The sequence below is a fragment of the Rhodococcus sp. IEGM 1307 genome (assembly GCF_030056915.1).
In the GTDB taxonomy this organism is placed as follows: Bacteria; Actinomycetota; Actinomycetes; order Mycobacteriales; family Mycobacteriaceae; genus Rhodococcus_F; species Rhodococcus_F opacus_D.
On the sequence record NZ_JASHKW010000027.1, the window covers coordinates 1 to 12,269 of the forward strand.

The 12,269-nt window shown below is 68.3% G+C and carries 13 protein-coding genes and 1 riboswitch; of the genes, 2 read left to right on the forward strand and 11 right to left on the reverse strand.

Going from position 1 to position 12,269, the window contains the following annotated elements; genetic code table 11:
* Positions 1 to 53 precede the first annotated feature (53 nt).
* Entirely contained in the window at positions 54 to 1,043 is a 990-nt protein-coding gene (locus tag QM841_RS36910) for an alpha/beta hydrolase (protein ID WP_280783699.1), read from the reverse strand.
* Positions 1,044 to 1,221: 178 nt separating this feature from the next.
* On the opposite strand from QM841_RS36910, the gene QM841_RS36915 reads away from it, so the two are divergent.
* The gene (locus QM841_RS36915) at positions 1,222 to 2,583 is read left to right on the forward strand and encodes a WS/DGAT/MGAT family O-acyltransferase (protein WP_283335816.1); all 1,362 of its coding nucleotides are present in this window, start codon (positions 1,222 to 1,224) and stop codon (positions 2,581 to 2,583) included.
* Between the two features lie 13 nt (positions 2,584 to 2,596).
* Here the strand turns inward: QM841_RS36915 and QM841_RS36920 are convergent, their stop codons facing one another.
* The 5 genes from QM841_RS36920 to QM841_RS36940 all read right to left on the reverse strand — a co-directional run bounded on the left by QM841_RS36920 (position 2,597) and on the right by QM841_RS36940 (position 6,772).
* Positions 2,597 to 3,409 (reverse strand): ABC transporter ATP-binding protein, encoded by an 813-nt coding sequence (locus tag QM841_RS36920; RefSeq protein WP_283335817.1) that lies wholly within the window; start codon positions 3,407 to 3,409, stop codon positions 2,597 to 2,599.
* The gene (locus QM841_RS36925; protein ID WP_283335818.1) at positions 3,402 to 4,223 is read right to left on the reverse strand and encodes an ABC transporter permease; all 822 of its coding nucleotides are present in this window, start codon (positions 4,221 to 4,223) and stop codon (positions 3,402 to 3,404) included. Before QM841_RS36925 ends, QM841_RS36920 begins: the two co-directional genes overlap by 8 nt.
* Positions 4,201 to 5,241, reverse strand: a complete 1,041-nt coding sequence (locus QM841_RS36930; protein WP_283335819.1) for an ABC transporter substrate-binding protein — start codon at positions 5,239 to 5,241, stop codon at positions 4,201 to 4,203. Before QM841_RS36930 ends, QM841_RS36925 begins: the two co-directional genes overlap by 23 nt.
* Positions 5,226 to 5,948: a TenA family protein gene (locus tag QM841_RS36935; RefSeq protein WP_283335821.1), complete on the reverse strand. Its 723-nt coding sequence runs from the start codon at positions 5,946 to 5,948 to the stop codon at positions 5,226 to 5,228. The genes QM841_RS36930 and QM841_RS36935 overlap by 16 nt, the downstream gene beginning before the upstream one ends.
* Positions 5,942 to 6,037: riboswitch (TPP riboswitch) on the reverse strand. (Overlaps the previous gene by 7 nt.)
* Positions 6,038 to 6,094: 57 nt before the next feature.
* The gene (locus QM841_RS36940) at positions 6,095 to 6,772 is read right to left on the reverse strand and encodes an NUDIX hydrolase (protein ID WP_283335822.1); all 678 of its coding nucleotides are present in this window, start codon (positions 6,770 to 6,772) and stop codon (positions 6,095 to 6,097) included.
* Positions 6,773 to 6,881: 109 nt separating this feature from the next.
* Here QM841_RS36940 and QM841_RS36945 point away from each other — a divergent pair, with 109 nt between their 5' ends.
* Positions 6,882 to 8,435, forward strand: a complete 1,554-nt coding sequence (locus QM841_RS36945) for a carboxylesterase/lipase family protein (protein ID WP_283335823.1) — start codon at positions 6,882 to 6,884, stop codon at positions 8,433 to 8,435.
* Here QM841_RS36945 and QM841_RS36950 read toward each other — a convergent pair.
* The 5 genes from QM841_RS36950 to QM841_RS36970 form a co-directional block, all read right to left on the reverse strand.
* Entirely contained in the window at positions 8,428 to 9,669 is a 1,242-nt protein-coding gene (locus QM841_RS36950; RefSeq protein ID WP_011594550.1) for an MFS transporter, read from the reverse strand. The two genes, QM841_RS36945 and QM841_RS36950, sit on opposite strands and share 8 nt — an antisense overlap.
* A gap of 83 nt (positions 9,670 to 9,752) precedes the next feature.
* Positions 9,753 to 10,280: a DUF3558 domain-containing protein gene (locus tag QM841_RS36955; protein ID WP_283335825.1), complete on the reverse strand. Its 528-nt coding sequence runs from the start codon at positions 10,278 to 10,280 to the stop codon at positions 9,753 to 9,755.
* On the reverse strand, positions 10,277 to 10,819 hold the full coding sequence (locus QM841_RS36960; protein WP_280783691.1) for a DUF3558 domain-containing protein: 543 nt from the start codon (positions 10,817 to 10,819) through the stop codon (positions 10,277 to 10,279). Before QM841_RS36960 ends, QM841_RS36955 begins: the two co-directional genes overlap by 4 nt.
* Positions 10,803 to 11,078 (reverse strand): GNAT family N-acetyltransferase, encoded by a 276-nt coding sequence (locus QM841_RS36965; protein WP_005252788.1) that lies wholly within the window; start codon positions 11,076 to 11,078, stop codon positions 10,803 to 10,805. Before QM841_RS36965 ends, QM841_RS36960 begins: the two co-directional genes overlap by 17 nt.
* Positions 11,079 to 11,143: 65 nt before the next feature.
* Entirely contained in the window at positions 11,144 to 12,262 is a 1,119-nt protein-coding gene (locus tag QM841_RS36970) for a glycoside hydrolase family 183 protein (RefSeq protein WP_280783690.1), read from the reverse strand.
* Between the last annotated feature and the right edge of the window lie 7 nt (positions 12,263 to 12,269).

Here is a 12,269-nt window from a genome sequence, read left to right on the forward strand (position 1 = left end):
CGCCGCGGCACGCGGAGACCCCGACCCGGAAATTTGAAACAGCCCCCCGGCGGTTAAGAAGTACTCACGGGTGTGGCCTTGCGGATGAACCGACCGATCTCGCGGATGGCGCGGGTGCCCTCGGGGAGCAGTCCGGCGGCGGCCTGGAAGACGTGCACCTGCCGCTCCCATACCTGCAGTTCGCACGGCACACCCGCCTGGGACAGCCGCTCGGACATCAGTTCCGCGTCGACGTAGACCATTTCCTGCGAGCCGGTCTGGATCAGCGCCGGCGGCATGGCGGCGAGGGAGCCGTCCACGGGTGACGTGGACGGCTCGTGCCCGCCCCTGGTGTCCAGCCTTTCGATCAGCCTGGACAGGGCACCGACCGCGCGTTTGGGGAAGACGGCGCAGAGGTCGGCGTTGGGATGGGCCAGCTTGTTCACCGGGTCGAGGTCGGTCAGCGGCGACAGCGCGACGTCGGCGGCGGGACGCGGCAACCCCTGGCGCAGGGCTTCGAGCGTCACCATGAACGTCAGGAATCCGCCTGCCGAGTCGCCGGCGATGACGATGCGGTCGGCGGTGTACCCGTGCGAGAGCAGCCACCGGTACCCGTCGACGCCGTCCTCGACGGCCGCCCGGATGGGGTTCCTCGGGATCATCCGGTACGCGACGTTCAGCGTCGACGCCTGCGACTCCGCCGCGATCCGGGACACCATCTGGCGGTGAGAATTGATCCCGCAGCATAGGAACGCCCCGCCGTGGAGGTAGAGGATCGCCCGGTCGCCGAGCTCACCCGGAGGCCGGATCCATTCGGCGCGGCAGTGCGGCAGCCGGATGGGCCTGCGCACGGTTCCGCGGATGGGGCCGAGCGAGTACCCGAACAGGTCGACGACTCCCGTGGGCCACGGCAGTTCAGGGTAGCGCGCCCACCCGTCCAGGAACGGCCGGACCGTGCGGCGGAGTGTGTGGGCGAGGGCCGTCGACTGCAGGCTGGTTCCGGCGAACTCCCGCCGCGTCACCGGGAGGGGTGACGGGCAGAATTCGTAAGTCGCAGTGCTCATTGCCTGCCTCCGATCCGGCCTCGGTGCCCATCGACTTGCTGCCTTTAGGTTTTCCACCTCTTTGCGCCGTACGGTCTACATCGAAGTTGGTCGCACGGACGCTACGCCCGACGTAGCATCCAGGCGGAAGTCGTAATGGGATAGTGACCGAGTGGGGGTGAACGTCCAGGTGGGGATCATGCCGGTTACCGATTCGATATTCCTTCTCGGCGAATCGCGAGAGCATCCGATGCACGTGGGATCGCTCGAATTGTTCACACCGCCGGAGGATGCCGGCCCCGACTACGTGAAGTCGATGCACGAAACTCTGCTGAAGCACACGGACGTCGACCCCACCTTTCGGAAGAAGCCTGCGGGCCCCGTCGGCAGTCTCGGGAACCTGTGGTGGGCCGACGAGTCGGACGTCGATCTCGAATACCACGTGCGTCATTCGGCGCTGCCGGCCCCGTACCGGGTCCGGGAACTGCTGACGCTGACGTCCCGGTTGCACGGCACGCTGCTGGACCGTCATCGCCCGCTGTGGGAGATGTATCTGATCGAGGGTCTCAGCGACGGCCGGTTCGCGATCTACACCAAGATGCACCACTCGCTGATGGACGGGGTCTCCGGTTTGCGGCTGCTGATGCGGACGCTGTCGACCGACCCGGACGTGCGCGACGCACCGCCGCCGTGGAACCTGCCGCGCAGGGCGTCGGCCAACGGTTCCGCCCCCGCCCCCGACCTCTGGTCGGTGGTGAACGGGGTCCGTCGCACGGTCGGTGAGGTGGCCGGTCTCGCGCCTGCGTCGCTGCGCATCGCCCGCACCGCGATGGGGCAGCACGACATGAGGTTTCCGTACGAGGCGCCCCGCACCATGCTGAACGTCCCGATCGGTGGCGCGCGCCGGTTCGCCGCGCAGTCCTGGCCGCTCGAACGCGTCCACGCCGTCCGGAAGGCGGCGGGGGTCAGTGTCAACGACGTCGTGATGGCCATGTGCGCCGGGGCGCTGCGGGGGTACCTCGAGGAACAGAACGCGCTGCCCGACGAGCCGCTTATCGCGATGGTTCCGGTGTCGTTGCGCGACGAGCAGCAGGCCGACGCCGGCGGTAACGCGGTGGGGGTCACGCTGTGCAACCTGGCGACGGACGTCGACGACCCGGCCGAACGTCTGACGGCGATCTCCGCCTCCATGTCCCAGGGGAAGGAACTGTTCGGCAGCCTCACCTCGATGCAGGCGCTGGCGTGGTCCGCTTTCAACATGTCGCCGATCGCTCTGACACCGGTGCCGGGGTTCGTCCGCTTCACGCCGCCGCCGTTCAACGTGATCATCTCCAACGTCCCGGGGCCGCGGAAGACCATGTACTGGAACGGGTCCCGGCTGGACGGCATCTATCCGACGTCGGTGGTGCTGGACGGGCAGGCGCTCAACATCACACTCACCACCAACGGCGGCAACCTCGATTTCGGTGTCATCGGGTGCCGCCGTTCGGTGCCGAGCCTGCAGCGCATCCTCTTCTATCTCGAGACGGCTCTGGGCGAGCTCGAGGCGGCAGTGCTCTGAGACGCGGCCTGTTTCAGCGCCGGGCCGACTCCTGCTCGACGAGTGCCCGCCGCGACTCCTCGTGGAGCACCCCGAGCAATTCGTGTTCGACGTCCGCGAACTCGGGCGACGTCATCATCGACAATTCGCGGGGACGCGGCAGGCCCACCGTCACCTCGCGCCGCACGGTGGCGGGCCGCGCGGACAGCACGACCACCCGGTCCGACAGGTAGACGGCCTCCCGGATGTCGTGGGTGATCATCAGCACCGTCCACCGGTAGCGCTGCCAGACGTCCTGCAACCAGGTCTGCATCTCGGTGCGGGTCAACGAATCCAGAGCGCCGAACGGCTCGTCGAGCAGCAGCACCGGACGGTCCTGGACGACGGTCCGCAGCATCGCGGCCCGCTGCCGCATCCCGCCGGACAGCTGGCTGGGGCGGGCGTCCTCGAATCCGCCGAGACCGAACACTGAGAACAATTCCCGGGCCTTGTCCCGCGCCTGCTTCCGGGGCACGCCCTGCACCTCTAGTCCGAGAGTGGTGTTGTCGAGGACGGTGCGCCACGGGAACAGCAGGTCCTTTTGCGGCATGTACGCGCATTTCGCGGGACCACTTCCCGCGGGACGCACCGGTTCGCCGCCGATCGTGACGGTGCCGGAGTCGGGTTGATCGAGACCGGCGAGCATGGAGAACGCGGTGCTCTTCCCACACCCGCTGGGGCCGATCACCGACACGAACTCACCCGGTTCGACGGTGAACGAGACGTCGTCGAGGACGGGCCGGATGCCGCCGCGGACCGGGAATCCCTTGCTCAGACCGGACAGTGCGACGCGCGCGGTGTCACTCATGCCGAGCCCTTTCGTTCTTGATCCACGGGGCGACGACGCGCTCGACCGCGAAGGTGAGCAGGTAGAGGCTGACGCTGATCACGGCGGTCACGAACACCGCCGCCAGCACGAGGTCGGTGCGGAAGGAGTTCTTCTGCGTCGCCATGTAGATGCCGAGACCGGACGTGGCCCCGACGTATTCGGCGAACACGGCACCCACCACGGCGTACGTGATGCCGATGCGCAGGGCGGTGAAGAACCGGGGGATCGCCGCCGGAAGCCGCACGTAGCGGAATTCCTGCCACCGTGAGGCGCCCATGCTGCGCAACAACGCGCCCGCCTCCCGGTCGGCCGCGGCGAAACCCTCGATCAGACCGATCGTCATCGGGAAGAACGTGGCGAGGGCGATCACGAGAATCTTCGGCAGCAGACCGAATCCGAACCAGATGATCATCAGCGGCGCGATCGCGATGATCGGCAGTGTCTGCGACACGACGAACAGCGGAACGAACGCGCGGCGCAGCCACGGCGAGAAGTCCACGAGTACGGCGAGGGCCCACGCGAAGAGCAGGGAGACGGCGAACCCGATCAGTGTCACCTGCAGTGTCGCGGAGGCGTGACCGGAGATGGCGTCCCGCGCCCGCCAGCCCTGCTGGACCACCCGCAGCGGCGACGGCAGCACCTGCGGCCGGATTCCGCTGACCGTCACGTACACCTGCCACGCGATGACCAGCAGTGCCACGACCACGACCGCGGGCAGCACCCGCCGCAGCAGCGGGGACGTGCCCGGGGCCGTGGTGCGCAGACTCGGGTCAGGGCTGAGTGAGGTACTCATTGGTGAAGTACGTCGACCAGTCGGGTTCCGTGGTCAGCGGTGCCCCGTCGGGGCCGGTGAGCAGGCCGTGCTGGAACAGGAAACCGGAGTACCCCGCCCACTGCTCGGCCGTCTGTGTCCCGACCTTGCCGGAACTGTCCTTCATGTACTCGGAGGACAGCATCTGCTGGCTCTCCCGCACGAGGGACTCGTCGGTGAAGGCGCCGGGGTTGGCGTCGATCAGTATCTGCGCGGCCTCGTCCGGCCGGTCGGCGGCGAACTGGTATCCGCGCTGCAGGGCCTGGACGAACTTGCGGGCCTGCTCGGGATGGTCGGCCATCCACTCCTCGTTGCCCTCGATGACGAGAGCGTACGCATCCGGGAAGCCGTAGTCGGTGTAGTGGAAGTAACGCATCGGCGTGCCCTGGTGCTCGGCCTCGATGCCCTCCCAGCCGAAGAACGAGACGGTGAAGTCGGCGGTGCCGGAGTACACGGCCTCGTAGGCCGAGGTGCCGAGCGTGACGGTGGTGAATTCGCCCTTGCCGCCGTCGTTGCGGATGATCTGCTTCAGCGTCTCCTCGCCGTCCGGGTCCGCGAACCCGGCGTAGATCTTGCCGTCCAGATCCCGGGGGCGGGTGATGTCGGCGCGATCCGCCTTCACCGCGATGCCCGTCGCCCAGTGCTGCAGCGGAGCCATCACCGACGTGGTCTGTGCGCCCGCGGCCTTCGAGAACGTCGCCGAACTCTGGAAGCTCACCCCGAACTCCGCGTTGCCGGCGTCGACCAGGGTGTCGGGCGAGGTGTCGTTGTAGGGCAGCACCTGCACGTCGAGGCCGGCGTCCGCGAACCAGCCTTCCTGCTGGGCGACGAACAGGCCGGTGTGGTTGGTGTTCGGTGTCCAGTCGAGTGCGAACCGGATGGTGTCGCCGGACTGGGAGTCACCGGCGCAACCGGTGAGCAGCGACAGGGCGGAGACCAGGACGACGGCTGCGGTGGCGGCGCGCTTGGTACGAGAGAAGAGTGTCACGACGCCGGCCATTCCTGCTTGTTGAGAGCGGTGTCCCAGAACATGAGTTCGTAGCGGCTGGCGATCACGAACGCCTCCGCCATCGCCTCGCGCTGAGCATCGGTCGCGGCCTCGGCCGCCGCGTCCACGAGTTCGCGGGCCCTCGCGACGGCGGCGTGGAACTCCTCCGCGTCGTAGGTGGTCACCCACTGTGCGTACGGGTGCGACGGGTCGGTGGAGAGCACCTCACGGGCGCTCGCCGCGAGCCGGTGCCCGACGTCGGCGTAGATCCAGAAGCAGGGCAGCACTGCCGCGGCGGCCACCGCGTACGGCTCGGTGGCGGCGACGGCCGTCAGGTAGGAGATGTACCCGAGGCAGGCAGGCGAATGCAGCGGCTCCGCGTCCGACTCGGGGAGTCGTCCGCTGGTCAGCAGATTCTGGTGCAACGCGGCCTCGACCGTGGCGGCCTCCGCGGCCGAGCCCGCCCAGAAGCCGGCCTCGACCGGGCCCGGCGCGTGCGCGGCCACCAGTGAAAGGGCTTTCGCGTACCCGGTCAGGTACAGGAAATCCTGCTCGATGTACGTGCGGAACACGTCCAGCGGCAGCGTTCCGTCGCCGAGGCGGCGCAGGAACTCGAGTTCGTCGATCGCCTCGCGCAGCACCTTGGTCCGGTCCCACAAGTGGTCCGTGAATCGGGCGTGCTGGCCGGCGCCGGCAGCATCTTGGACAGAGCTATTCACAACGTTGACATCCCTTCGTCAGCATTACCTGAGCAGGTTCCCGGGTGTGTTCTCAGCCCCGCCCGTGCGGAGCACCCCGTGTCAGAACAAGCCGACCCTAGCACCGGCCGTGCCGCGGGCGGAAAGGCCAGGGTCGGTGGAGGGGCTCAGCCGGCGAGGAACGCGGCCGCGCTCGGCGGGAGGGGTGCGGGGCCGCGCCGGTAGATCTCCGCGGGCCGGCCGGTTCCGACGACGGCCATGTCGCCGGTGTTCTCGAGGGCCGGCATCAGGTGCCGCCGGAACGAGTCCTTCGGCAGTGGACGCCCGAACACCACCTCGTACACCCGGCGGAGTTCGAGCACCGTGAACGTGTCGCCGGCCAGGCCGGACGGGTCGACGGCCCGCGCGTACCGCTCTCTCAGGTCGGCGACGGCAAGGGCGACGACGTCCGCGTGGTCGAACGCCAGGTCCTGCGTCACCCGGTCGTCGTCGACGGTGATCAACATTGTGTCGCGGGGGAGCGCCGTGCGGGGCAGCGCGGCGCCGTGCGTCATCGACAGCACCCACCCGCGATCGTCGCGGCCGGGATCGTCCAGCATCGCCAGCTGATGGAATACGGTGCCCGTCAGGCCGGCCTTGATGCGGAGGCACCGCTCGGCGGCGTCCCGCAGTCGTTCACCCTCGTGGAGGAACGTGCCGGGAAGGGCGAGCCGGCCCGAACGGTGCGGAACCACAAGAACTTTCAGTTCCGGGCCGTCGCCGGTGAGGACGGCGACGTCGACGGCTACGGACGGGCGCGGGTAGTCGAGGAGGCTCCTGCCCTCGGAATCGGTCCATGCGGCCACGCGGGAATGTTAGCGCACTGTTGATCTATGTCGCGTTCGATCGGTCCTGCCTGCTCATCGTTGGTAGTTTGGCGAGAGATTCCCGGAACGTGCTGCGTGAGGAGATTCCGTGGAGGTCGACAAGTCCGGCGACACGCTCGTCGTCCGCGCCCGGGACGGTGAGGTGCGTGGCTACCCCGAGGGCGACGTCTACGCGTGGAAGGGCATTCCGTTCGCCGCGGCCCCCGTCGGCGATCTGCGGTTCCGCGCCCCGGCCCCGCCCGCACCGTGGGAGGGTGTGCGCGACTGCGTCGACTTCGGCCCGATGGCGCCGCAGGGGCACGGCACCGCCGTCCCCATCGACGCGGGACTCGAGATGGACGAGGACTGCCTGTCCGTCAACGTCTGGGCCCCGAGACCCGACGGCACCCCGCGGCCGGTGATGGTGTGGATCCACGGCGGTGCCTACTGCCTGGGAACCGCAGCTCAGGGCATCTACAACGGGCGCATCCTGTCCACAATCGGCGACGTCGTGCTGGTCTCGTTCAACTACCGGGTGGGAGCGCTCGGCTTCCTCGACCTGTCGTCGTTCTCGACGGCCGAGCGAGTGTTCGAGACCAACTGTGGGCTGCGCGACCAGGTCGCAGCCCTCGAATGGGTCCGCGACAACATCGCGTCGTTCGGCGGTGACCCGGACGAGGTGACGGTGTTCGGGGAGTCGTCCGGAGCCGGGTCGATCACCACGCTGATGACGTGTCCGAGCGCGGAGGGGCTGTTCCACCGCGCGATCGCCCAGAGCCCGCCCGCCACGTCGGTCTACGGGAGCGAGCGGGCGGCCACCGTCGCGAAACAGTTCCTCGACATCCTCGAGGTGGAACCCGCGCAGATCGACACCCTGCTGCACCTTCCGTACCGCACGGTGATCGAGGCCAGCGACACGCTCGTCAACGAGGTGCCGACGAGGATTCCGGGCACGCTCGCGATGGCGCCCGTGGTGGACCGCGACTTCCTGCCCCGTTACCCGGTGGCCGCGTTCCAGAAGGGGCACTCCCACCGCATCCCTCTCATCATCGGTTCCAATAAGGACGAGTCGTCGATCTTCAAGTTCATGAAATCGCCTCTGCTGCCGGTCACGTCGGATTCGGTGCAGGAGATGCTGAGGGCGATCGCGGCCGATCACCCGGAACTGCCCGCCGCCCGCCTCGCCGACATCCTGTCGGCGTATCCGGACCGCGGAAAGCCGAAGGGCGCGCTCGCGATGTCGAGGGACGCCGCGTTCCGGATGCCCGCCCTGTGGGTGGCCGACGCCCACAGCCGGCACTCGCCGACATGGATGTACCGGTTCGATCAGGCCACGCCGATGCTCAAGGCCGCACGGATCGGAGCCGGCCACGCCACCGAACTCCCGTACGTCTTCGGCAATTTCGATACCCTCAACATCGACCCGACGTTCTGGCTCGGGGGCCGGAAGACGGCGCTCGAGGTGTCGGGCCGGATCCAGCGCCGGTGGCTCGCGTTCGCGCGGCACGGTGTCCCCGCCGCGCTGGACGGGTCCAAGCACTGGGCGCCCTACGACGAGGAGAACCGCTCGACGTTGCTGATCGACGGCGCGGACACCCTCGTGAAGGACCCGGACCACGAGATGCGGATCGCGTGGGGCAACGACGTCATGGGCTTCAACTGACGGGGACCTTGTCGTCCAGTTCCTTCAGGACGGGCAGCGCGAAGCAGGCCAGCCCGATGATCAGGACCGGGATCGCGAGCACGAAGAAGGTCGGCTGGATTCCCCACTTGTCGAGGAGGGGACCGGCCAGCAGGTAACCCAGCGGACCCGCGGCGTACGCGGTGGACGTCATGACCCCGGTGACGCGCCCGCGCATGTGCTCCGGACTACGAGTCTGCATGGCGTAGTTGGCGATCGGGCCGACCGGACCGAACACGAGACCCTGGAGGAGGGCCAGCGCCAGAATCGCCCACAGCGGCGGCAGGAACGCCATCGCGACCATGGCCGCGCCCAGCACCGTCACCGCCACCACCATCAGCATCCTGCGCGACACATACGGCGCGAGCGGTCCGTACGCGAGGGCACCCACCACGCCGCCGATGCTGAGCGCCATCAGCACCGAACCCAGTTGCGCGGGCTTGTCGAGTTCGGTGAAGTACACCGGGAACACCACCGATTCGACGGGCATGTACAGCGCGACCACCGCCATGTCGACCAGAGCGATCGTGCGCAGGAGCCGGTTGTGCCACACGAACTTCAGGCCCTCGAGCGTGCCGTGCCAGATGGACGTCGGGCGCGTGGACGTGTCGGGTCTGCCTGCGTTCTCCAGTCGCAGGAATGCGATGGTCACCACGGACAGCACGAATCCGACGGCGGTGACCCACAACGTGTTCACCGCACCCACGGTGGCGATGAGGACGCCGCCGATGCCGGGTCCGACGAGATACGCCACGTTGTAGTTGGCCTCGTAGAGGCTGTTCATCCGGTCGAGTGACCAGCCCGCGGACTTCGTGGCGGCCGGCAGCATCGACTCCCGCGCCGCGATTCCGGCCGGATCGAACGCGGCGCCGATCGCGGCGAGGACGGCGATCACCGTGACGGTGAGGCCCGTCGTGTTCGCGATCACTGGGATGGCCGCCACGGACAGGGCGGACAGGCAGTCGGAGATCATCGACGTGCGGCGACGTCCGAACAGGTCGACGAACGTGCCCGCGAACAGGCTCGACACCAGCAGCGGGAGGGTGGCCGCGCCCGCGACGATCGCGGCGTCGGACGCGCGACCGGTCCTCTCGAGCACGAGCCAGGGCAGCACGACGATCGCGATGCCGTTGCCGGTGGACGAGAACAGCGTCGCGAGGTTCAGGAGGATAAGGGGCCCGAACCGGCGAGTCACAGCCGTCTCGGTGGCGGTCACGGCAAGGGTCCTCTGGTCGGCTCGATCGGTGGTCCTTCGACGCTAACAGCGAGGTCGTGGCCACCGCGAGCGAATTTCGGCCGCTACTGGTTGCGTTGCAGGGTCAGTTCGGCGAGGGTGCGCGCACCGTCGCACGGGTCGCCGGTGCCCGACCGCTGCTGCACCCACCAGGTGATGACGCCGGAGTAGGCGGCGGTGATCCCGCACGCCGCCGAATCGCCCGGACGCCGGGCGCTGAACGCCGACGTGCCCGCGATCGACGTGGTTTCCACCTCGTAGCCCAGCCCATCGGCCACACTCCGCTCGCGTTGCAGCGAGTTGTTCTCGAACCAGCCGAACGTGACGTCGATCGAACCGGCGGCGGACGACACCGTCCACATGCACACCGCGCCGAAGAAGTACTGGTCGATGCCGGCGCCGTGGAGGGTCTCCGCGATCTTGTCGTTGGGGACGGCGTCGCACTCGCGGAGGAGCTTGTCGAACTGCGGGGAGCCGCCGTCGTCGGACGATGCGGCGCCCTCGGGCAGGGGACTGCCGGTGACGGAGGTGCCGCAGCCGGCCAGGATCATCGCCGACGCCAGCGCCGCAGCGACCCGGCGGGCGGCGCTCACTTGACCTTCTCCAACGTCAACCGGCCGAGCGCGGTGGGAGCCGCGCACGGATCGGAGGGTGCGGTGCCCGTGCCGTAGCGGACCAGCCAGTGCACGAAGTCGGAACCCGTGCCGAGCGCGACCTCGCAGAATCCGACGTTCTGCGAGGAGAACCCGCGGTGCCCGGCGATCTCGAGGTCGTGGACCTCGTGACCGATGCCCTTGGCCACCGACCGCTCCCGGTCGATGGGGCTGCCGCGGTACCAGGTGAACATCACGTACCGTTCGCCGCCGTCCGCCTCCCACCGGCATTTGATGCCGTTGCGCGACACCGGGGTGAGCGCGGTGATCCCGGCCCGCTCGTACACCTCGGCGTCGGTCAGCGAGCCGCATTCACCCACGAACGCGCCGGGCTGTGCGGACACCGACGTGGTCGGCGCGGACGCCGCCGGATCGGTCTCGGAACCGTCGCCGGAACCGCAGCCGGCCAGCACGACCGCCGCGGCGACCAGACACGACGCGCGGACGGTCAGGCGGACCGGATCAGACGAGCTCCGCATAGCTCGGATTCTCGGCGATGTACTTCTCGACGTACGAGCACGACGGAATCACGGTGAGCCCGCTGGCCTTCGTGTCGTCGAGGGCGGCCTTCACCACTTCCGCGGCCAGACCCTGACCGCGGAACTGGGGGTACGTCACGGTGTGGTGGAAGTCGCGGGCCCCGTTCCGCTCGAAATAGTCGGCGTATCCGGCCAGCTGGCCGTCGAGGTAGATCTCGAACCGGGATTCCGACACGTCGTGCTCCACCGTGGCCGCCACAGACCGCTCCTCTGCTCGTGTGGCGTGCGCGCTGTCCCGCGCACGCTGTCACTCGCAGATTACCGTCAGTCCGCGAGGTTGGTGCGCAGCAGCATGACGTTGTAGTCCGACCAGGTGGTGGCCAGGAAATACAGATCGGATCCCTGCGACCACGGGTGCATGTACGCGCCGTACAGCTCGGGCACGTCCCGGCTGCTCACCAGCACCTCGGGTTCGCTCCAGCCGGATTCGAGGTGGTCGGACCGGCGCATGACCACCGAATTGCCGGCATCGGTGTACATCGCCACGAACTGACCGAGGTACTGGTTGAACTGCACCGACAACTCGCTGACGGGTCCGGGGATGACCGGTGCGGCGACGGTGGCGTTGGCCTTCACCCACGCCTTGCCGTCCCAGTACTCGTACAGCGTGAGGTTCCGGATGTCCGCTTCCTTCACCCGCGACAGCCGGGCGTCGCCGGATCGACCCGACGGCGTGCCGAACGCGTAGACGAATCCGTCGTGCTTGACGTACGAGCCCATCTGGAAGTTCTCGGCGCCCGTACCCGGGACGTTGGGCCGCAGCGTCAGAGGGTCGGTGACCCAGTTCTCGCCGTTGTCCACGGAGTACGCGATGCCGGACGCGTTGGTGTCCCACTCGCCGGGGGCGCCCCAGCTCCGCACGGACATGTAGTTGATGTACTGCGTCGCCCCGGGACCCTCACCGACCGAGATGCCGGTGGTGGGGATGACGGTCTGCTCCACACCCGGGATCTTCTTGCTCTGGATGATCTCCTTGGAATGGTTCGGGGTATCGACCGGGGAATTGTCGATGCGCATCCCGTCGGTGAGGTCCTTGTCGGAGCTGCGCAACAGGATGTTGCTGCGCCAGTCGCCGACAAGACCGCACAGCGGGTTGTCGCTCAGCCCGACGGTGTCACCGAACGCGGTGAGGATCTCACCGCCGCCGTTGTCCCACATGATGCCGAGGTCGGTGCCGAGCACCCGGAACCTGCCGATCGTGTCGTTGGAGCTGCGTGGCCCGGTGATGTGCGCGATAGCCTGAGTTTTGCCACGCAGCTCGGGAAGGCGACCGTCACTTCCGTTGAGCCAGGGAATGGGGTTGATGCCCTGGTTGGAGCCGCTCGATCCGAGGCTGCCGGTTCCGCCGAGGCACGGCGCCGCCGTCGCTACAGGGGGCGTCATCGTGAAA

Bases quoted from the DNA above. Each gene is read 5' to 3' on its own strand.
- QM841_RS36915 (WP_283335816.1), top strand. From the start codon at position 1,222: ATGCCGGTTACCGATTCGATATTCCTTCTCGGCGAATCGCGAGAGCAT.
- QM841_RS36960 (WP_280783691.1), bottom strand. From the start codon at position 10,819: ATGCGGAGCTCGTCTGATCCGGTCCGCCTGACCGTCCGCGCGTCGTGT.
- QM841_RS36930 (WP_283335819.1), bottom strand. From the start codon at position 5,241: ATGGCCGGCGTCGTGACACTCTTCTCTCGTACCAAGCGCGCCGCCACC.
- QM841_RS36970 (WP_280783690.1), bottom strand. From the start codon at position 12,262: ATGACGCCCCCTGTAGCGACGGCGGCGCCGTGCCTCGGCGGAACCGGC.
- QM841_RS36925 (WP_283335818.1), bottom strand. From the start codon at position 4,223: ATGAGTACCTCACTCAGCCCTGACCCGAGTCTGCGCACCACGGCCCCG.
- QM841_RS36910 (WP_280783699.1), bottom strand. From the start codon at position 1,043: ATGAGCACTGCGACTTACGAATTCTGCCCGTCACCCCTCCCGGTGACG.
- QM841_RS36920 (WP_283335817.1), bottom strand. From the start codon at position 3,409: ATGAGTGACACCGCGCGCGTCGCACTGTCCGGTCTGAGCAAGGGATTC.